The sequence below is a fragment of the Gordonia sp. PP30 genome, assembly GCF_023100845.1.
Lineage (GTDB): Bacteria > Actinomycetota > Actinomycetes > Mycobacteriales > Mycobacteriaceae > Gordonia.
Genome location: NZ_CP095864.1, coordinates 390,799 through 410,254 on the forward strand (window position 1 = coordinate 390,799; position 19,456 = coordinate 410,254).

Sequence of the window (19,456 nt, forward strand, 5' to 3'; positions counted from 1 at the left end):
TTAGGGCCGCAACGATCGCAGTCGGCCGACATCGAGGGTGTGGTCGACGGCGACGAGGTCCACCTGGCGCTCGGTGAGGCCGGCCGGCCCGGCGGTCCGCTGCGCTTCGGCGAGGGTGAACGTGCGCGTCGGAGCGGTCAGCAGTCCCGCCGCCTCGGCGTCCGACACCAGCTCGCGGATCGGCCGGGGCTCGTCGTCGGCGACGTTGAGCACGCTCGCTCGCAGGCGGGCGGGGAAGGGCTCGGTGAGGAGCCCGGCGACGAGGGCCGCGAGTGCGGTCACCGAGACGGTCGACTGGAGCGCGGCTCCGTCGTCGACCAGCGCGTCGAGGGCAGCGGTGATGCGGGCCAGCCCGGTCAGGAAGCTCTTCGGTCCGGGGCCGTGGATGAACCCGGGCCGCAGCACCAGGCCGCCGGCGTCGATCACGAGGTCTTCGGCGGCGACCCGGCTGCGGCTGAGTTCGGTGACCGGTGCGACGGGCGCGGTCTCCGGCCGGTCGCGGAACGGTCCGGGGCCGTAGACGCCGATGGTGCTGAGATAGAGCAGCGAATCGATGCCGAGGTCATGGGCGACGGCGGTGAGATTCGCGGTGCCGTCGCAGTTGGTGCTCCATGCGAGGGCCGGGTCGGAACCGGTGTACGACGCCGCATGGACGATCCCGTCGACACCGGTCAGTGCGGCCGTGAGAGCGGAGCGCTCGCCGAGGTCGGCGGCGAGCGAACGCAGATGGGGTGCGTGGCGCGAAGCGGGTGTCCGGGAGAGCGCGCGGACCGCGAACCCGCGCCGGAGGCACTGGTCGACGATGTGCGCACCGCAGAATCCGGTGGCGCCGAGCACGGCGATCGTGCGGGTCGGCGCGCCGTCTGCGGTCCACTTATGCTGATGCCCGGCCGGTTTGACTACCGTGGTGTTCAACTGGACTTGATCCTTACATGGGAGCGGAGGGAGAGCTGGTGGCCGAGCTGAAGCAGGCACGGGCGATCGCGACACACGAGCGCATCCTGCGGGGTGCGGCGTCGGCGTTCGCCGTCGGCGGGTACGACCGGGCGAATCTGAACGACATCATCGCCGCGACGGGCATGACCCGCGGTGCGTTGTACTTCCATTTCAAATCGAAGGAAGAGCTCGCGGCGGAGGTGATGGCCCGTCAGCACCAGGCGTCGATCGCTGCCGTCGAGTCGATCGCGGCGACGGGGGCGCCCGCGCTGGCGCAGATCGTGATGCTGTGCCATGAGATGGGCAGGCAGATCGTGGAGGACCCGATCGTCGAGGGCGGTATCCGGCTGACGCTGGAGCTGAGTTCGGGTCCGGGACCGGACGGCCCGTACAAGGACTGGATCGAGGCTTGCCGGGTCCTGACCGTACAGGCGATCAACGAGGGCGACATGTTGTCGACGATCGTGCCGGCGGACTTCGCCGAGTACGTGATCTCGTCGTTCACCGGTGTGCAGATGGTCGCCAACGTGCTGACGCGGCGGACCGACCTGCAACGGCGCATCGACCAGATGTGGGGGATTCTGCTTCCCGGAATCATGCGCCCGGACAGCACCAATCCGCGCAGTGAGATCCAGGATGCCCGCTGGACGCCCCCGGGGGAGCCGGTCAGCGAGCACTGACCCGGACGTCGGCGTCCGCGACGTGGTGATCGCGCTGACGGCACGTCACCGTCGCGCCGGTGGGGTTCCCGTTCGGGGTGACCGCGACGGTGACCGGTTCGTCGAGTTCGGCGAACCGCTGGAATCGGGCGTCGAACGACTCGAGGGACGCGGACGGATCGTCCGACGCCAGGCGCACGGCCTGGCGGATGCCTTCCAGTAAGAGCATGCCCGGGACGTGGTCGCAGCCGTGGTCGAACAGCACCGGATGGGACGGGTCGACGCGCAGCCTCCACGAGTCGGCACCGGGCGCGTCGCCGAGCACCACGTCCGCCGGATCGAGCACGCCGACGCTGCCCGGCGCCACCGGAGTGACACGGGGCGGCGTGCCGACGGTGCGCGGCCCCGCGCCGCGCCAGCGGAGCCGTTCGTAGCCGGTGGCGTCGAAGATCTTCGTGTCGCCCGACCCGGTGGCGATCACCTGGCCGTCGCGCACGAACGTGAGCTGCGCGGTGAGACCCGCGACCTCCGGCCCGCGGTACTCGACCTGCCGGGCGTCGAACCGTACGTGCAGTTCAGCGGGCGATTCCCCGACATTCAGGCCGTGCGGCCACCGCGGAACGCGTAGTCCGAGGGCCTGCATGGTGAACTTCGAGGCCGGCGGCACGTCGTAGAAGGAGTGCGCGACGGCGATCACCGACTGGCGGAGGACCTCGGCCAGCAGCAAGGTGTCGTACCGGCCGCCGATCGGGCGGTAGAACGCGTGTCGGCGGGGCAGCTGAGCGGCGAGTTCGAAGGCGTCGTCGCCGGTCGTGACGAGGTCGGTCAGAAACACCTCGGCGACCGACGCCCGGTGCACGAGCGCGCGGTCGACGGTCCGATCGAACCGGAGCACCGAATCTTCGAACAAACTACCGGATAGCGTGTTTATGTCGCTGCCCACATGTAGTTAATAGCAGCGAAAGCCGACAGGTCGCCACGATATGGAAAGGATCGGGACTAAAGTCCCATATTTTCTGGCCAAGATTGGAATGTACTGGCCGATATGTTGTCACATGCTGGACTGGTATGTATGTTTCTGCTGGATTTGCTGAACGGAAGCCACTCCAGAAGGAACGTGAATGCGCGAGATCAAAGTAATGAAGACCGGTGCAACGGCATTGTTTGTGGCGATAGGGCTGGGGTTCGTGCTGGGGCCTACGCCGGCTGGTGCGACGCCGACTCCGCTGCACAGCAAGCACGATCGGTTGGCGACCGATGATGGCTGGACGATGGAGTTGAACGCGTCTGAGTTAGTGGTGAATCCGATGCACAATCTGGCCGAGACTCCGACCTCCAGGGAGGGGTGGATCTCGTCCAAGGTCGAGGGTCGGGTTGCCGGAGATGGTAAGGAACCGGTCCAGGCAGCAATCCTGGAACATTTCCTCGTCGTCGGGTGTGGTGTAGACGTGTCCGATGGCACCACCCTTGGCCTGAGTGCCTCAGCAGGACCTAGCGTGGGCGTCACCATCAGCGGCGTCCCGAGTGCGACGCTCGGCGCATCTGCTTCGGTGAGCCCGTCGATCTCGGCCCACATCCGCCCGGGCAAGATCACTGAGCTGTCGCTGGGGAAGAAGCAGTTGCAAGGTGATCACGCGTCGATCCGGGTGAAGCGCGCGAGAGTCTCGGTCGACGGGTGTTTGGGTAAAACGAGCGTCCGGATCATCGCCAGGACCGCCGATGACACGATCAACGTTTTCTAGGCACATACGGGCTCTTCGGTTCTGAGAGTGCGTAGGTGAGGTTCGGGCCGAGCGCGGGCGACCACAACATGTAGGTAGGCCCTGGGTGTGATCATGGAAGTTCTCACACACCCCTGACGCACACCACAGGACCCATGGCCGAGCTTACTTCCGATGTTGCCGACACGATCTGCCGAACCGTCGAGTTGGGCGTGACGATTACCGGCGCCGCCCTCGACGCCCGCGACCGCACGCACGTATGGTGCCGAGTCCTGGACGCCGATCCACACTGCCCGGGCTGTCAGATCGCTGGTGAACTGCGTGATCACACCGACCGCGCCCTGACCGATGTGCCGATCAGTGGCCACCCGGTCATCCTGCACGCCGCGGTTCCCCGGTTCGTGTGCCGCACTAGCGACTGCCCGCGCACGATCTTCCGCGGCAGGATCGACCACATAGCCCCAGCACGGGCAGTGGTCACCGCACGGACCGCACGGTGGATTCTGCAGCGCATCGTGGTCGACAAGATGAGCGTTGCCGCCGTGGCCGCCAACCTCGGTATCGCCTGGGGAACCGTCAATACGATCGCCCTGGACGCCGCTCGTGCCCTGGTCTACGACGGCGGCCACCTCGACGGGGTCCGCTGCCTCGGCGTGGACGAGCACAAGTGGAAACACGTTCGCGGACAAGGGGATTCGAGTTTCGTCACCGTCTTGATCGACCTGACCCCGGTCATCGACGGGACCGGCCCGGCACGCCTGCTCGACATGATCGGCGGACGATCCAAACAGGTACTCAAGACGGGATGGCCGCCCGGGACCAGCAGTTCCGGGATCGGATCAAGGTCGTGGCGATGGACGGATTCACCGGCTACAAGAGCGCCACCGCCGAGGAACTCCCCGCGGCCCGGGTAGTGATGGATCCGTTCCACGTTGTACATCTGGCCGCAAGCAAACTCGACTTGTGTCGGCAACGGATCCAGCAGCAGGTGTGCGGGCACCGGGGCCGCAAGGACGACCCGCTGTACAAGATTCGCCGGATTCTGCATACCCGCACCGAACTGCTCACCGACAAACAGAAGATCCGCCTCTTCGAGTCGCTGACCAGTCACGACGACCATGTCGCTGTCGAGATCACCCACCAGATCTACCAGGAGCTGATCGCCGCCTACGAACACCCGCAGCGCCGCGAGGGGAAGAAACTCATGTACAAGATCCTGCGCCGTATCCGCACCGGACTGCCGGCAGGCCTGCAAGAGCTGGCCCAACTCGGACGAAGCCTGTGGTCCCGGCGCGCCGACATCCTCGCCTACTTCGACGTCGGCGTCTCCAACGGGCCGGTCGAAGCCATCAACGGACGCCTCGAACACCTCCGCGGCATCGCGCAAGGCTTCCGCAACCTCGACCACTACATCTTGCGGTCCCTACTGCACTCCGGTCAGCTCGCGACTCGGATCAACGCACTCTGAGAGACGAAGAGCCCACATACGTGGCCAAAAAATGGGATCCGGTAACGCCAATGAATGCCCTGGGGCTCTTGTGTACATTAAGGAGAAGTGATCGGTATGAGATATTTCTTGCCGTCGCCTGCCCGGTTGCTACGACTCTCAGTAGTGGCGCTTTCGAGCGTGCTTATGTTCACCATCGGGGCCTGTGAAGCTGGAGGCGGCGACGCCCCTCCGAAGACTACGCTTTCTACAGGGGTAACCGGAACCGGCGGTACGGGTGAAGACTATGGGAAAATCAGGGTTCTTCTAGAAGTATCAACGGATGCGCTTCGAAGTGGCAATCAGGTATTGTTCGAGGAAACGCACTGTGCGCCTAAGCGGCGGCCGGCGTCTGAGGTCAGCAACCTACCGACCGCCTCGCCTGACCCAATTTTCAGTGATCTCGTGGTCGAGAAAGTCGAGGACATCCACGTCACCGGTGATACCGCGACTGCGAAAATGACTGTGTCCTCTGGCGGTGAACTCGCGACGAATGATGTGAATATGGTGCGAGATCAGCAAGCCCGGTATGGGTGGCTCGTTTGCTGAGGGTGACGAACGGGAGAAATAGGGAGCACGGCTTATGGGGGTCGGCGGCTCTGAGTCTGAGTGCGCGCCGCAAAAGAGGGTGGGTGCTCGCGGTCGTGCTTCTTGGGGTACTTCTCTTTACTGCAGGATGCGGGCTTCCTGAGGAAAAGGGGGATCCGCCGCCCCCGAGCGGTCATGGCGGTAGCCTGAGTTCGTATGCAGATGTGGCCGAAATCGTACGTCTTGTTGCCGACGGTGCGGCATCTGGAACAGATGATGAATTGGCAGACTACGTATGCGATCAGCGTCGAATGGAACTGCCAACGGTTCGATCGGAGAATGTGCGCAGAGGTCCTGTTCTCTCGGTGGACTACGTGAAGATTGTGGGAGCGGAGGCCACTGCCGCTGTCGTTACGGAGCCGGAGGCTGAGTATGAGGAGACGTCCCATGTGCGCTTGGTGGCGAACCCGGACGAGTCGAATCCGTCCCTTCGCTGGCTGTACTGCTAAAGGAGGCAGTCGATGGCTCCGCTCGCGAAATTGCTGTTGACGGTGTCGGTCGTGATCGGGCTGGTGGCGTGTTCGGAGGACGAGGCGCGCTACGACCCACCGGACGGCCGCGTCAACCACGTGGCGCGCGACGGCGCGGCGTCGGCGGTTCCCAGCCGCGTGCCGTCCGGCTCGCTGGTCACGGTCAAGGATCTGCGTCTCAGGACTCTCGACGACGCCGCCGATCTCCTATCGAGGGGGAGCTGGACGCCTGAGATCGTTCGGAGCTACTCGTTCTCGAATGTGGAGTTGTCGCGCGTTCCGGTGGAAGTGAAGGGTCGGACCTGGGTCGTGGTCAACGCGTGCTTCTCGGCCCAGAATCGCCGGAAGGTCACGTTGACCGCTGTTGCGCCTTCGGAACTGGCGAACGCTCTGCGGGCGGACATCGAGAACGACTTTCCGCCGGTGGACTATCTGAGTGGGGAATGCGTCGATCCCGCGGAGATCGATCTTGCGGCGCCGCCTTCTTGAGTGTGGGGATGACAGCACGCTTCGGGCAAAGAACAGGCGACCTTCGTGTCCCGTTGTTGTCCGCGTTGGCGGCGGTTTCCGTGCGAGAATGACTGCCTCGTCCGGCGGTGAACTCGCGACCAATGATGTGACTTTGGTGAGGGATCCGCTGGCGCGGTACGGACGACTGTCTGCTGACCGCGCCGGGGAAGGGGATTCGACAGCGCCACGCAAATCACGCATTGCCGACGACTCCGGCGCCGGCTCTTGTCGCGATTCCGGCTCACGAGTAGTAGTCGACATATGAGGCGAATCGCAGCGGTACTCGTGGTGGTCCTGGTCGCGGCGTTCCTGGCTGGGTGTTCGGGCTCCGGCAAGGACAGCGCCGGCGATCGGACCGGCGCGGTCTCGACGGTCACCGAGATCGTGACGGCAGGTCCGTCGTCGGACACCGCGGCACCGACCACGACCACGACCGTCACCGGGCAGAACCCGGCGACGACGGTCCCGACGCAGGCCACGCCGACGGCGCAACCGATGCAGCCCACCAAGTACCTCGGCAGGTGGTTCGGGCACACCCGAAGCGTCGAACTGCGCGCGGACGGCACGGGTGAGGTCTCGCTGTTCAGCGGCGCGGCGGACGGCACGGTCTGGAACGTCACCTGGTCCGGGAACGACTCGCAGATCCAGGTCACCATGGTCAGCAAGAAGAGTGTCTACGGCGACGGTGCTCCGCTCTATACGGAGGGGCAGACCGTCGAGGGGCACCTCGAATCGCAGGCCGGCGGGCAGGTGCTGATGCTCGGCGGCAACTCATATTGTGACTCAGTCTCCGGCCAGGCCGGCTACTGCGGGGCCTGACCTCGTCGTACTCGCGCGTAGCCGACGCCGCTGAGGCACCATGCACTCATGGACCCATCGGCAACCCTCTCCGACGACGCCGCAGGCACTCCTCCCGATCGTGAAGTGCATCCCCGATTCCCGAGTGGCGCAACGGCATTCCGGACGTACGAGAGCGGGATCGAGCAGCGGGCCGTCGACGAGATGTTCCGGCCCGACGGCACCGTGCGCCCGCCGTACCGCGGGATCGCCGCCGCCATCAAGACACTCGACCCGGCGGATCTGAAGATCCGGCTCGACGCGCTCGACCGGGCGTTCATCGACCAGGGCGTCACCTTCTCCCTCTCCGGACAGGAGCGCCCGTTCCCGCTCGACCCGGTACCGCGCGTGATCAGCGCCGCCGAGTGGGCGCGGCTGGAAGCCGGTATCGCGCAACGGGTCCGGGCGCTGGAGATGTTCCTCGACGACGTCTACGGCGAACAGCGGATCCTCGACGACGAGATCGTGCCGCGCCGCCTCATCTACTCGTGTGAGCACTTCCACCGGCAGGCCGCGGGCATCCGCCCGCCGAACGGGGTGCGCATCCACGTCGCCGGGATCGACTTGATCCGCGACGAGAACGGCGAGTTCCGGGTGCTGGAAGACAATGTGCGCTCGCCGTCCGGGGTGTCGTATGTGATCGAGAACCGGCGGACCATGGCCCGAGTCTTCCCCGACCTCTTCGCGAGCCACCGGGTGCGCGCCGTCCGCGACTATCCGAGCCAACTGCTGAGCGCGCTCCGCGCGTCCGCGCCCGGCAACGTCGGCGACCCGACCGTCGTCGTCCTCACCCCGGGCGTCGCGAACTCCGCGTACTTCGAGCACTCCTTGCTCGCCCGCCAGATGGGTGTCGAGCTGGTCGAGGGCCGCGACCTGTTCTGCCGCGACAACGTGGTCTACATGCGCACGACCGACGGCGAGGCGCGGGTCGACGTGATCTACCGCCGCATCGACGACGCCTTCCTGGACCCGATGCAGTTCCGCCCGGACTCCATGCTCGGCGTCGCCGGCCTGGTCAACGCCGCCCGGGCGGGCAACGTGGTGATCTCCAGCGCGGTCGGCAACGGCGTCGCCGACGACAAACTCGTCTACACCTACGTACCGGAGATCATCCGCTACTACCTGGATGAGGAGCCGCTGATCGGCAACGTCGAGACGCTGCGCTGCTGGCTGGCCGACGAGCGGGAAGAGGCCATCCGGCGGATCGACGAGCTGGTGGTGAAGCCGGTCGAAGGCAGCGGCGGCTACGGCATCGTCTTCGGCCCGAGCGCCACCAAGGCCGAGCTCCGGACCCTCAAGGCGCAGATCCGGGAGAATCCGCGCGGCTGGATCGCCCAGCCGCTGATCAATCTCTCCACCAATCCGACCGTCGCGGGCTCGCAGTTGAAACCCCGCCACGTCGACCTCCGGCCGTTCGCCGTGAACGACGGCGAATCGATCTGGGTACTCCCCGGCGGCCTCACCCGGGTCGCGCTGACCGAGGGCTCGCTGGTGGTGAACTCGTCGCAGGGCGGCGGGTCCAAGGACACCTGGGTGCTGGCGGCACGCAGTTCCAGCGACCCGGCCGAAGTGGCGGAGTCGCGGGTCGTCGCCGACCTGCCGCAGTCGCCGCGGCCGACGATGGCGCCGAGCACGGCGTCGACCACCGATCAGCAACAACAGCAGCAACAGGGCCGGACGACGGCCCCGGCGACGGGGAGGTGACGGTCCGATGATGCTCGCACGCAACGCGGATTCGCTGTTCTGGGTGGGGCGGTACGTGGAGCGCGCAGACGACATGGCGCGCATCCTCGACGTGGCCGTCCAGCAGCTCCTCGAGGACCCGACGGGCGACACCGACCACACCGTCCGCCAGGTGATGGCCGTCCTCGGCTTCGCACCGCCGGACACCGGCGAACCCATGACGGTGTGGACGCTCGCTGAGGCCGTCGCCTACGACCGCGGAGCCGAATGCTCGATCGTCGGCCTGGTGAAGGCCGCCCGCGAGAACGCGCGCGGGGCGCGCGAGGTGACGTCGAGCGAGATGTGGGAATGCCTCAACGCCACCTACAACGAGGTGCCGTCGGTGATCCGGCGGGCGCGCAAACTCGGCCCGCACCACTTCTTGTCGTACATCAAGGCGCGGGCCGCCATGTTCGCCGGGCTCACCGATGCGACGCTGAGCCACGACGACGGCTACAGCTATCTGCTGCTTGGCCGGTCGATCGAGCGCATCGACATGATCGTCCGGATGCTGCACTCGCGGTCCGGAGACCTCGCCGCGTCGCCGTCGTGGATCGGCGTGCTGATCGCCGCCGGCGCGCAGGACACCTACGTGCGCGCCTATCGCGGGGCCGTCGACGCCGACAGCGTCGTCCGGTTCATGCTGCTCGACCGGCTCTTCCCGCGGTCGGTGTTCTACACGCTGCTCGTCGCCGAATCGCATCTCGCCGCGCTCGACCACCGGCCCAACCGCGTCGGCCAGCAGTCGCGGGCGCTGACGCTCCTCGGGCGGGCGCGGAGCCGACTCGAATTCATCGACCCGGATTCGATGGTCGAGGACCTCACCGACCACCTACGCGAGCTGCAGGTCATGTGCCAGGCCGTCACCGACTCGATCGCCGAGGAGCACTTCCACATCGAGCCGTACGTATCGTGGACCGGTGCGAGTCTGACCGAACTGGCCGATCGAAAGGAAGCCCAGTGAGCGCCCGGTTGCGAGTGGTCCACACGACCGGATTCACCTACGCGGGCCCGGCGACGTCGTCGTTCAACGAGGCCCGCATCACGCCACGCTCGGACAGCCGGCAGACGGTGATTCTGGATCACGTCGACACCTCGCCGTCGGCGCGGCTGTACCGCTACACCGACTACTGGGGGTCGTTGGTGACGGCGTTCGATCTGCACGCCCCGCACGACAGCCTGGAGGTGACCGGCACCGCCGTGGTGGAAGTGGACGACGAAGCGCGTTCCGCCGACGCCGCCGCGGCCACGTGGGAACTCCTCGCCAGCGACGACGTACTCGACGAGCACGACGAATGGCTCGGTGCCAGCGACTACGCGCCGATCCGGCCCAAGCTGTCGGAGTTCGCGCGCGAGGCCGCCGCCGGACTTTCGCCGGTGCTGGCCGCGGAGGCGGTGGTGGCCGGTGTTCACGGCGCCATGCAGTACGAGCCCGGCACGACGGAGGTGCATTCGACGGCCCGCGACGCCTGGCGGCAGCGGCGCGGCGTCTGCCAGGACTACGCGCACATCACCCTGTCGATGCTGCGGAGCCTGGGGATTCCCGCGCGGTACGTGTCGGGCTACCTGCATCCCAAGGCGTCGGCGGCGATCGGTGAGACCGTCGAGGGCGAGTCGCACGCCTGGGTCGAGGTGTGGACCGGCGGATGGTGGGGCATCGACCCGACCAACAACACCGCGATCACCGACCGGCACGTGACCGTCGGAATCGGTCGTGACTACGCCGACGTTACGCCGATCAAGGGGATCTACGCCGGTGGCGGCGGCGAGTCGGACCTGGAAGTGAGCGTCCGGATCACCCGGCTCGCGTGAGGTCGGTCCCGGTGGCGGAGAGTCGTGGGCGGAGTGTCGTGGGCCGAGTGTCGTGGAACCGGATCGACGCTCCCGCGGCCGGCTCGCGCGCAGCCGCTCGCGGAATGGACGGCGAGCCACTGTGAATGTGGAGCAATTCCCATTTCGATCGTCTCCCGATATCCTGCCGTTCGCTGCGCGTCTGGACGCGAAACGTCGGCCCTAACCACACGGTCCCGGAAAGGGGATGAGCAGAAGTGCTGCCAGTCACAACACGATGCTCAGTGTCCGACGCTCGGTGATCACCACTCCGATGGCCGCGGCGATCGCGAGAACGATCGACATGCCGCCAAGCACCCAGGTAAGATCCGCCCAGTCTGGTACCACTTCTTCCTTTCTGTGGTCACGCAACACCAATGGAGACGCCGCGTTACTTGCGGAATACGCGGACTGTCACGTAAATGATCGAAGCCAGGATGCCCAGAAACACGATCAAGCCGATGACATCCGCCGTCGTCGGTATCAAGGGGTTCATGTGGTCTCCTCACGCCATCGTTCGCTGACGACGGCTCGCCTCGGTGCGCCCGGATCGGTGCCCGGAGCAACGGTAGGGCAGCGCGGCGAGCGATGATGCGGCTAGCTGGCATAGCCGCAGGTCAGAGGCCATCGGTGGCTTTCTGGTCCAGAATTCCGTGAGCGAGAAGTCTCTGACCTGACTTAGGCCAATTTTCGGCCGCGTGATCGTTGTGGTGCTGTGACCAGGGCGTTGGTGTTGGCGATGGTCTGGATGTGCGCACTAAGGGCGGGGCCGTAGGCTTCGGGAATGGCGTACGTGCGGACGGTGAAGACGGCCTCAGGCGCGCGTGCGGTGCAGATCGTTCACGGTTCTCGGAAGGGTTCGCGGTCGATTGAGCACATTGGGTCAGCGCACACCGATGACGAGTACGAGGCGCTCAAAGTGGTTGCTGCGCAGAGACTTTCTCATGGGCAGGCGCAACTCGATCTCGGCCTGAGTACGCCGGACCCGGAAGCGCCGTTGCCGATTGAGTCCTCGCGGATGGCCTACCTGTGGGAGGCCCTCGACGGGGTGTACACCGAGCTGGGATTCGCCGCATCCACCGGCGATGACCTGGTGTTCCGCGATCTGGTGCTGGCGCGGATCATCGAGCCGACGAGCAAGCTCGACTCCCTGCGAGTCCTCGAGGAAGCCGGTGCGTCGCAGGTGAGCCTGTCAAGTTTTCTGTGTATGTCGTTCGGGTGTTCGGGTTAGAGGTGATGGTTGATTCGTTCGGGGTAGATCAGGGAGAGTTGTTCCAATGCTCGTTTCCAGTTCGTGGTGACTTGGCCTTCGACGAGTCGGCCGGGGGCTCGGCGTTGATCGGCGGGTAGTCCTTTCTCCTTCTCGCGTTCACGGGCGCGTTTGTCCTCGATGTTGCCGATCGCCATCCACAGCAGCTTCACGGCGGCGGCGTCGTTCGGGAAGTGCCCGCGGTTCTTGATGACCTTGCGCAACTGGTAGTTCAACGATTCGATGCTGTTGGTCGTGTAGATCACCCGGCGCAGCTCCGGCGGGAACGCCAGGAACGGGGTGAACCGTTCCCAGGCGTCGCGGAAACTGCGCACCGTCGACTGGTAGCGGCGCCCGAGTTCGGAGGCGTCGAACTCCTCCAGGGCCTGGAGAGCAGCGTCGGCGCTGGAGGCCTGGTAGACCGGTTTGAGGGCGGCGGCGACGGCTTTGCGGTCACCGTAGGACACGAACCGCATCGACGCCCGGATCAGGTGGACCACGCACGTCTGCACGGTAGCCTGCGGCCAGGTCGCCTCGACCGCGTCGGCGAACCCGGTCAGCCCGTCACAGCACACGATCAGCACGTCCTGCACGCCGCGATTACGGAGTTCAGCGCACACCGACGCCCAGAATTTGGCGCCCTCGGTCTGCGCGATCCAGATCCCCAGGACGTGCTTGATACCGTCCACGTCGACACCGACGGCCAGGTGCGCGGACTTGTTGATCACGTGCCCGCCGTCACGGACCTTGACCACGATCGCGTCGAGGTACATCACCGGGTACAGCGGTTCGAGGTCACGTTGCTGCCACTTGATCACCTCGTCGGCGACCTCTTCGGTGATTTTCGAGATCGTCTCGTGCGACAGGTCCGTGCCGATCGTGGAGGCCAGATGGTGCTGGATATCGCGGATCGTCATCCCGCCGGCGTAGAGCGAGACGATCATCGCGTCCAGACCGTCCAGACGGCGCTGGCCCTTGCGGACCAGCATCGGGATGAACGAGCCGTCGCGGTCACGCGGGATACGTAACTCCACGTCCCCGACCTCGGTGGCGACAGTCTTGGTGCCGTAACCGTTACGGGAGTTGGGAAACGACGACGCCTCCGGGTCGCCGGCCTCGTACCCGAGGTGATCGCTCAACTCGGCGTTCAAACCACGCTCCAGGGCCGCCTTCATCAGCGACCCGAGCAGACCGCCCTCGCCGGTCAACGGCTCGCCGCCATCGATCTTGGCAAGGACACCATCGAGCGCACCCGAGGCGATGAGCGCATCGGTGGCCTCGTTCTGGCGGCGACGCCGCTCTTCTCGTGACTGATCCACAGTCACATCATCGATGGTCACAGTGAGAGTTCCTTTCAGGACTCACCCTCCCGACTTACACAGACCATCTGACACGCCCGCCGCGTGGTCGCTGTCCACCAGCGGCGGTGGGCCCGGCGCATGGTCGTCACCGACCCCGAACACGTGAGGATCGCCGGCACCCTGCGCACTACGTTTCAACAACCCGTGACCCGACCCGAGGCCGAGACGATGATGCGTGATCGGGACTGCTGCACGTTTAGGTGACAGGTTGTAGTCACGCTGCGAGAGCGACGCTGTTGGTCATGATGGTCTCGAATTCGATGGGCGTCAAACGGCCGAGGCGGGCTTGCCGGCGGCGGCGGTGGTAGGTCCGCTCGATCCAGGTGACGATCGCGGTGCGCAGCTGTTCTCGGGTGGTCCAGGAGCGGCGGTCGAGGACGTTCTTCTGCAGCAGCGCGAAGAAGCTTTCCATAGCGGCGTTGTCTCCGCTGGAGCCGACTCTTCCCATGCTTCCGACCATGCGATGACGGGTCAAAGCGCGCCGGAATTTGCGGCTTCGGAATTGAGACCCCCTGTCCGAATGCACCACACAGCCGGCGACATCGCCGCGCATCGCGACGGCGTTCTCGAGCGCTCGGACGGCCAATCGGGACCTCATCCGAGAGTCGATCGAGTACCCGACGATCCGGCCACTGAACGCGTCCTTGATCGCGCAGAGGTACAGCTTGCCCTCCGCGGTCGGGTGCTCGGTGATGTCGGTCAGCCACAGCTGGTTCGGTGCGTCCGCGGCGAACACGTGCCGTGTCCGGCCGTGCTCGTCGACGACGGCGCAGAGGTCGTCGTGCACGGGCGGGCCGGGCTTGCGAGCCTTGCTGCGCTTGGGTTTGCCGAACGCGCTGAACCAGCCGTTCGTCGAGGCGATACGCCACGCAGTCCGGTCCGCCATCGCCTCGCCGTTGCCGCGGGCCTCGTCGGCCAGGAGCCGGTGCCCGAACTCAGGGTCGTCCCGGTGGGCGTCGAACAGAGCGTTCGCGCGATAGGCCTGCACCACCTCGCTCGGGGTGATGGGGTTGGCCAGCCACCGGTAGTAGGGCTGGCGGGAGAGCTTCAATACCCGACACGTCACCGTCACAGGAACCCCTGCGGCGGCGAGCTCGGTCACGAGCGGGTAGAGCCTTTTCCCGGCAGATTCGCCTGCGACAGATACGCCGCCGCACGGCGCAGCACCTCGTTCTCCTGCTCGAGGAGCCGGTTCCGTCGGCGCAGCTCACGGATCTCCGCGGACTCGGTCCGAGACTGACCCGGCCTGGCGCCCTCATCGATCTCGGCTCGACGCAACCACTTCTGCAACGTCATCGGATGGACCCCGAAGTCTTTCGCGATCTGCTCGATCGTCACTCCAGGTTCACGGTTCTGAGCGACGCGAACCACGTCGTCACGAAACTCGGACGGGTAGGGCTTGGGCACGATGGCCATCCTTCCAGGCCCACCCTCCCAGGCAAGCCAGATCAGATGTCACCTATCCGTGCAGCAGTCCCGAGACCTTACCCTGATACTCGCCTGGGATGCACGGTGTTGCTTCAGCCGACATGATCGTCTTCTGTTTATACATGTCCGGACCAGTAAATGAATGCGTGCGAACACTTTCACTCACTTCATTCCATTGGTCGGGCCTAAACTTCAGCACCCGCTTCTTCAGATAGCTGATTCTGTAGTTCGCAGACTCGATCGGAAGGTCTCCCTTGCATTGAACCTTCGCTTTAACATCCATCCATGCGGGATTCCCTCTCGATTGGTGGACATTCTGCACATTGCCAGTGCATTCAATCGTTCGAGTAACATTGTTGCGGCGAATCTGGAGACGAAGAACTCCTGGGTCCGATGGGAGACGAACGAACGACAGTCCTCCAGGCGAGGTCGGAGGAGCCTCGATCGGCTGCTGATCGGGGTCCACCCCGACCTCTTGATCCTTCCGGTCGGTAGGACCGTTCAGAGATGGGCCGGTGGCGCCCGGTTCGCGAGGCGGAACCGTCGCCTGCTTCGAAGGCTCCGGCTCCTGCGATGGAGAAGTTGTACTAGGCGGTAGAGGGGCGCTCTTCGGGACTCCGCACCGGTACGGCACGGGCGGCGGCGGTGCCTGCGAAGGGCTCTTCCCCGGGTTGGTCTGGGCCCAGGTGTTCTTCCACGCGGTGTTGTAAGCCGTGGTCTCGCGTTTGCAGCGTTCGGCTGGTGTCTCGGCGCTGGACGCTGGTGGCGTCAGTACGACAACGAGCATGATCATGACCGCGGTGGTGGCCATCACGCTGACGGTGGTCCAGAAGAGGCTTCGCAGTCCGGTGTTCTCCCTCATCTCGGGAACCCCGTTCAGATCCGGGTGGTGCGGCCGTGGGCGTAGTACACGTACACCCCGGTCTCAGTCGTGACCGAGATCTTGGCGAACGGCCGCACGCTGATCGGTCCGAGGGCGTTGGACACGTTCAGTTCCACGCCTGAGAGGACGATGTCGGCGACCGGTTTGGTCAACGCGATCTCGGCCAGGGTGACCGTGGTGATCTTCCCGGCGCCGACCTCGAACTCCAGATCCGCCGATGGAATCACCGTCGCCTCCGCACCGAGATCGGCGCCGATCGCACCGATCGATCCGCCGCCACCGGTACCGCCGATCGTCACGTTGGGAGCCAGTTTGGCGTTCACCCCGGAAGAGAGCTTCAACTCCGGGGTGTGGGCGGTGACCTTCACTCCGTTGGGGGCGACGGAAACGGGGTAGCCGATCTTGTAGCCCACCTCGACGGTGGCGCGCACGGTCTTGCCGTCGATGTTCCCGATCGCCGCATGCACGTCCGAGGACAGCAGGGCTTGTCCGGACAGCGGAGAGGAGTCCAGCGGCGGCACCGCACGCACCGACTGCTGAGCCGCGGACAGGGCGATCGTCAGCCCTTCACGGGTCGTGTGGGTCTTGGCATCAGCGGGACCGCCAACCAGCAGCGCGGTCATCGACAGCACCCCGAGTAGGGCGAGCAGAAGGGTGAAACGGCGTCTCATCATCACTCTGATTTCGTTGTGTTCTGTGGTGGTTGAGCCCCGGTGTGGAGTTCGCAGCAACGGTAGGAGCGTGAGGCCGGCTCTTGGGGACCACTAGTCCCAAACATGCAGGTAGAGGACACCAATCAAATTCCGGTCCAGAATCGTCCGGATGCGTCACCTGGGGAAACATCGAAGCCGTGTGTCGGTCGGAGCGGTCGGCATCGACATTTCGGAGGACTGGGAGGACGACTGTCGTGCGGCTTTCGCCCCGAGTGGGAGCTGGCGTAGAAGGGGCAGAGGACCTGAGTGGTTCGAGATTCGGCGCGTCATGGAACCGGACCGGCCGCTGGTGCGTCTAAACCTCGAACCGCTTCGTCCGGAGCGATTCGAGGCAAGGGGGATGCTGTGAACAACGACTTTCCGGGCCGGTTGCTCGATGACGAGACTGGCATGAGCACGGTGGAATATGCGATCGGGACGGTCGCTGCGGCGGCCTTCGGAGCGATTCTGTACACGGTCGTGACCGGTGACAACGTGGTGAGCGCGCTGACGGGAATCATCAGCAAGGCGCTGTCCACGTCAGTGGGATGAGCCGGCGGTGGTGGCGACGGCTTGCGGCGGACGAGACAGGGATGGTGACGGTCGAGGCCGCCTATGCGCTCTCGGCGCTCGCGGTCTTCGTCGTGCTGTCGGTGGCGGCGATCGGCGGGGTCGCCGCCCAGTTGCGGTGCACCGATGCGGCCCGTGAGGTGGCACGACTCGCCGCCGCGGGCGATCCGGCCGCCACCCGGGTCGGCGCCCAGGTGGCGCCGAAGGGCGCCCGGATCGAGGTGCGCACGGACGGTGACCGGGTGGTCGCGACCGTCGTTGCGAAGGTGCCGCTGCTGGCGATGCTCGACGTCTCGGCGCGCAGCGTCGCCGCGCGGGAACCGACCGGCGTCGAGCAGTCGGATCCGGGATGACGCCGGGTTCACGACGATCGCGGCGGCGCTGGCCATCGCCGGGCTGGCGACGCTCGTGGTGGCGATGAGCTATCTCGGTGCGGCGGTGCTCGCGCGGCACCGGGCGCAGAACGCCGCCGATCTGGGGGCGCTCGCGGCGGCATCGGCGCAGCTCTACGGTGGCGACGATCCCTGCGGGCGGGCGCGCGAGATCGTCGTCGCCCAGGAAGGTGCGCCGCGCCTGCGAACGTGCGAGGTCGAGGGGCAGGACGTGCTGGTCGACGTCGTCGTGCCGGTGCGGTTGGGCGACTTCGGTCTGCGGGAAGCGACCGCGCGGGCCCGGGCCGGGCCGGCGGAGGTGCCGGACGACGACGCAGGCCGCGGTTGACCCGGGACGACTCCCCGCGCCGCCGGCGAAGTCGGACGGTCCAGCCGGATCTGGATGATGCTGGCGCTACCTGAACAGCGGGGTCGGAGTCCGCCGGCGCCGTCCGACCGCGCCGGCTGGATCAGGCGGTCGGGGCGGGCTGCGGGGCCGCTTCGCCGCGGGCGACCAGCCCGGCCTGGGTCGAGAGCGCCTTGTTCCGAAGGAACAGCGAGGCGATGAAGCCGATCGCGGCGATGGGCACCAGGTACCAGAACGACGGTGCCATCGCGTTCACGTAGGCGTCGACCACCTGCGTGTGCAGCGGCTCGGGCAGGGCCTTGACCACCTCCGGGGTGAGGTCGTCGTGCAGCAGGTCGGGCGGCAGGTCCTGCGGCGGAACCTTGGCCATCACGTCGTGCAGGTTCGCGGTCAGTTTGCTGGTGAACAGCGTGCCGAACACCGAGGTGCCGATCGCGGCGCCGATCTCGCGGAGGAAGTTGTTGGTCGAGGTGGCGGTGCCGACCTCGGACGGATCGACGGCGTTCTGCACGGCGATCACGATGGTCTGGATCACCAGGCCCATACCGAAGCCGAGCACGAAGATCATGGCACCGAACAGCACCATCGACATGCTGCCGGTGATCCGGGTGAGCCAGGCGATTCCGGCGGTGGTGATCGCCATGCCCAGAATCGGATAGATCCGGTACTTGCCGGTCTTGGTGATCAGCAGACCCGACACGATCGCGGTCAGCATCACGCCGGCGGTCATCGGGAGCATCAGCAGCCCGGAGTCGGTGGGGCCGACGCCGCGGGCCATCTGCAGGAAGGTCGGCAGAAAGCTGAGGGCGGCGAACATCGTGATGCCCAAGATCAGCGCGACCGTCACCGAGACGCTGAACACCGGATCGCGGAAGAGGCGTAGTGGCACCAGCGGCTCGTCGACCCGCGTCTCGACCCACACGAAGATGCTGAACGCGAGGATGGTGCCGACGAGCAGGAGGACGAGGATCGGATCGGACCAGTCGTACTTGCCGCTCGGCACGACGCTCGGCCAGCTTGTCAGGAACACGATCCCGGCCGTGAACAGCGCCATGAACACGGTGCCGTACCAATCGAAGGGGCGTGTCGACCGCTGCATGGGGAGCTTCAGCGCGAAGATCGCGACGACGAGTGCGATGAGGCCGATCGGCACATTGAGCCAGAAGCACCAGCGCCAGCCCGGGCCCTCGGTGAACCAGCCGCCGAGCAGAGGCCCGGCCACCGAGGCGATGCCGAAGATGGCGCCCATCGGACCCATGTACTTGCCGCGGTCGCGTGCCGAGACGATGTCCGCGACGATCGCCTGCGACAGGATCACCAGGCCGCCGGCACCGAGGCCCTGGAAGGTTCGTGCCGCCACCAGCATCCAGAACGACTCGGCGAGCGCCGAACCCAGTGAACCGAGAACGAACACCGCGATCGAGAAGAGGAACGGCCAGCGGCGTCCGTAGAGATCGCCGATCTTGCCGTAGATCGGCATGACGATCGCGATGGCCAGCAGGTACGACGTGATGATCCAGCCCTCGTGGGATACCGCGCCGAGGTCGCCGACGATCGTCGGCAGGGCGGTGCTCACCACCGACTGGTCGAGTGAGGAGAGGAACATCGCGGCCATCAGCGCCGCGTAGATGATGTAGACCAGGTGCTTCTGGATGTGGACGGGCGCGCGGTCGTCCTGCGCCGCGGTGTCGTCTTGTGGCTTCGTGTCGGTCACGGCTCTTAGCCTATGTGGGCCGCCGGTCCGGATTGTGGAGTTCGGTGGGCGGGGGCTTCGGC

The 19,456-nt window shown here is 66.0% G+C and carries 17 protein-coding genes and 2 pseudogenes; 12 read left to right on the forward strand and 7 right to left on the reverse strand.

Going from position 1 to position 19,456, the window contains the following annotated elements:
• Nucleotides 1-915, reverse strand: a complete 915-nt coding sequence (locus MYK68_RS01785; RefSeq protein WP_247865964.1) for an NAD-dependent epimerase/dehydratase family protein — start codon at nt 913-915, stop codon at nt 1-3.
• Between the two features lie 17 nt (nt 916-932).
• On the opposite strand from MYK68_RS01785, the gene MYK68_RS01790 reads away from it, so the two are divergent.
• Nucleotides 933-1,616 (forward strand): ScbR family autoregulator-binding transcription factor, encoded by a 684-nt coding sequence (locus MYK68_RS01790; RefSeq protein WP_247865966.1) that lies wholly within the window; start codon nt 933-935, stop codon nt 1,614-1,616.
• On the opposite strand, the gene MYK68_RS01795 is transcribed toward MYK68_RS01790, so the two are convergent.
• Nucleotides 1,603-2,490 (reverse strand): ScbA/BarX family gamma-butyrolactone biosynthesis protein, encoded by an 888-nt coding sequence (locus MYK68_RS01795; protein WP_247865967.1) that lies wholly within the window; start codon nt 2,488-2,490, stop codon nt 1,603-1,605. The genes MYK68_RS01790 and MYK68_RS01795 overlap by 14 nt on opposite strands.
• Nucleotides 2,491-2,716: 226 nt before the next feature.
• Between MYK68_RS01795 and MYK68_RS01800 the strand changes: the two genes are divergently transcribed.
• From MYK68_RS01800 to MYK68_RS01835, 8 genes and pseudogenes are all read left to right on the forward strand, one after another.
• A complete protein-coding gene (locus MYK68_RS01800; RefSeq protein WP_247865969.1) occupies nt 2,717-3,337 on the forward strand; it encodes an MspA family porin in 621 nt (206 codons plus the stop codon).
• Nucleotides 3,338-3,471: 134 nt separating this feature from the next.
• Nucleotides 3,472-4,784, forward strand: a pseudogene (locus MYK68_RS01805) (ISL3 family transposase).
• Nucleotides 4,785-5,851: 1,067 nt separating this feature from the next.
• Nucleotides 5,852-6,349 carry a hypothetical protein gene (locus MYK68_RS01810; RefSeq protein WP_247865970.1) on the forward strand — a complete coding sequence of 166 codons (498 nt, stop codon included), beginning with the start codon at nt 5,852-5,854 and terminating at the stop codon, nt 6,347-6,349.
• Between the two features lie 282 nt (nt 6,350-6,631).
• The gene (locus MYK68_RS01815; protein WP_247865971.1) at nt 6,632-7,189 is read left to right on the forward strand and encodes a hypothetical protein; all 558 of its coding nucleotides are present in this window, start codon (nt 6,632-6,634) and stop codon (nt 7,187-7,189) included.
• Nucleotides 7,190-7,237: 48 nt separating this feature from the next.
• A complete protein-coding gene (locus MYK68_RS01820; protein WP_247865973.1) occupies nt 7,238-8,911 on the forward strand; it encodes a circularly permuted type 2 ATP-grasp protein in 1,674 nt (557 codons plus the stop codon).
• Nucleotides 8,912-8,918: 7 nt separating this feature from the next.
• Nucleotides 8,919-9,893, forward strand: coding sequence for an alpha-E domain-containing protein (locus MYK68_RS01825; RefSeq protein WP_247865975.1), 975 nt, complete (start codon nt 8,919-8,921; stop codon nt 9,891-9,893).
• The gene (locus MYK68_RS01830; protein WP_247865976.1) at nt 9,890-10,741 is read left to right on the forward strand and encodes a transglutaminase family protein; all 852 of its coding nucleotides are present in this window, start codon (nt 9,890-9,892) and stop codon (nt 10,739-10,741) included. The genes MYK68_RS01825 and MYK68_RS01830 overlap by 4 nt, the downstream gene beginning before the upstream one ends.
• A gap of 802 nt (nt 10,742-11,543) precedes the next feature.
• Nucleotides 11,544-11,957, forward strand: a pseudogene (locus tag MYK68_RS01835) (IS1634 family transposase); the annotation flags it as partial.
• Between the two features lie 29 nt (nt 11,958-11,986).
• Here MYK68_RS01835 and MYK68_RS01840 read toward each other — a convergent pair.
• The 4 genes from MYK68_RS01840 to MYK68_RS01855 all read right to left on the reverse strand — a co-directional run bounded on the left by MYK68_RS01840 (nt 11,987) and on the right by MYK68_RS01855 (nt 16,354).
• Entirely contained in the window at nt 11,987-13,327 is a 1,341-nt protein-coding gene (locus MYK68_RS01840; RefSeq protein ID WP_247867893.1) for an IS256 family transposase, read from the reverse strand.
• 256 nt (nt 13,328-13,583) lie between these two features.
• A protein-coding gene (locus MYK68_RS01845; RefSeq protein ID WP_247865341.1) for an IS3 family transposase occupies nt 13,584-14,776 on the reverse strand; the annotation gives its coding sequence in 2 pieces (ribosomal slippage) (nt 13,584-14,489 and nt 14,492-14,776; 1,191 coding nt in all).
• Nucleotides 14,777-14,828: 52 nt separating this feature from the next.
• Nucleotides 14,829-15,608, reverse strand: coding sequence for a hypothetical protein (locus MYK68_RS01850; RefSeq protein ID WP_247865977.1), 780 nt, complete (start codon nt 15,606-15,608; stop codon nt 14,829-14,831).
• Between the two features lie 65 nt (nt 15,609-15,673).
• Entirely contained in the window at nt 15,674-16,354 is a 681-nt protein-coding gene (locus MYK68_RS01855; protein ID WP_247865978.1) for an MspA family porin, read from the reverse strand.
• 429 nt (nt 16,355-16,783) lie between these two features.
• On the opposite strand from MYK68_RS01855, the gene MYK68_RS01860 reads away from it, so the two are divergent.
• From MYK68_RS01860 to MYK68_RS01870, 3 genes are read left to right on the forward strand one after another with little or no spacing between them, the layout of a single operon-like run.
• Nucleotides 16,784-16,924: a DUF4244 domain-containing protein gene (locus MYK68_RS01860; protein WP_247867894.1), complete on the forward strand. Its 141-nt coding sequence runs from the start codon at nt 16,784-16,786 to the stop codon at nt 16,922-16,924.
• Between the two features lie 41 nt (nt 16,925-16,965).
• A complete protein-coding gene (locus tag MYK68_RS01865; RefSeq protein ID WP_247865980.1) occupies nt 16,966-17,295 on the forward strand; it encodes a TadE family type IV pilus minor pilin in 330 nt (109 codons plus the stop codon).
• A 43-nt stretch (nt 17,296-17,338) separates the two neighbouring features.
• Nucleotides 17,339-17,662 carry an Rv3654c family TadE-like protein gene (locus MYK68_RS01870; protein WP_502798314.1) on the forward strand — a complete coding sequence of 108 codons (324 nt, stop codon included), beginning with the start codon at nt 17,339-17,341 and terminating at the stop codon, nt 17,660-17,662.
• Between the two features lie 121 nt (nt 17,663-17,783).
• On the opposite strand, the gene MYK68_RS01875 is transcribed toward MYK68_RS01870, so the two are convergent.
• Entirely contained in the window at nt 17,784-19,394 is a 1,611-nt protein-coding gene (locus tag MYK68_RS01875; RefSeq protein ID WP_247865982.1) for an MDR family MFS transporter, read from the reverse strand.
• Nucleotides 19,395-19,456 lie beyond the last annotated feature (62 nt).

Excerpts from the sequence above, each read along its gene's own strand:
- MYK68_RS01850 (WP_247865977.1), bottom strand. The coding sequence starts at position 15,608 with ATGGCCACCACCGCGGTCATGATCATGCTCGTTGTCGTACTGACGCCA.
- MYK68_RS01865 (WP_247865980.1), top strand. The coding sequence starts at position 16,966 with ATGGTGACGGTCGAGGCCGCCTATGCGCTCTCGGCGCTCGCGGTCTTC.
- MYK68_RS01825 (WP_247865975.1), top strand. The coding sequence starts at position 8,919 with ATGATGCTCGCACGCAACGCGGATTCGCTGTTCTGGGTGGGGCGGTAC.
- MYK68_RS01800 (WP_247865969.1), top strand. The coding sequence starts at position 2,717 with ATGCGCGAGATCAAAGTAATGAAGACCGGTGCAACGGCATTGTTTGTG.
- MYK68_RS01790 (WP_247865966.1), top strand. The coding sequence starts at position 933 with ATGGGAGCGGAGGGAGAGCTGGTGGCCGAGCTGAAGCAGGCACGGGCG.
- MYK68_RS01810 (WP_247865970.1), top strand. The coding sequence starts at position 5,852 with ATGGCTCCGCTCGCGAAATTGCTGTTGACGGTGTCGGTCGTGATCGGG.
- MYK68_RS01815 (WP_247865971.1), top strand. The coding sequence starts at position 6,632 with ATGAGGCGAATCGCAGCGGTACTCGTGGTGGTCCTGGTCGCGGCGTTC.
- MYK68_RS01820 (WP_247865973.1), top strand. The coding sequence starts at position 7,238 with ATGGACCCATCGGCAACCCTCTCCGACGACGCCGCAGGCACTCCTCCC.
- MYK68_RS01855 (WP_247865978.1), bottom strand. The coding sequence starts at position 16,354 with ATGATGAGACGCCGTTTCACCCTTCTGCTCGCCCTACTCGGGGTGCTG.
- MYK68_RS01860 (WP_247867894.1), top strand. The coding sequence starts at position 16,784 with ATGAGCACGGTGGAATATGCGATCGGGACGGTCGCTGCGGCGGCCTTC.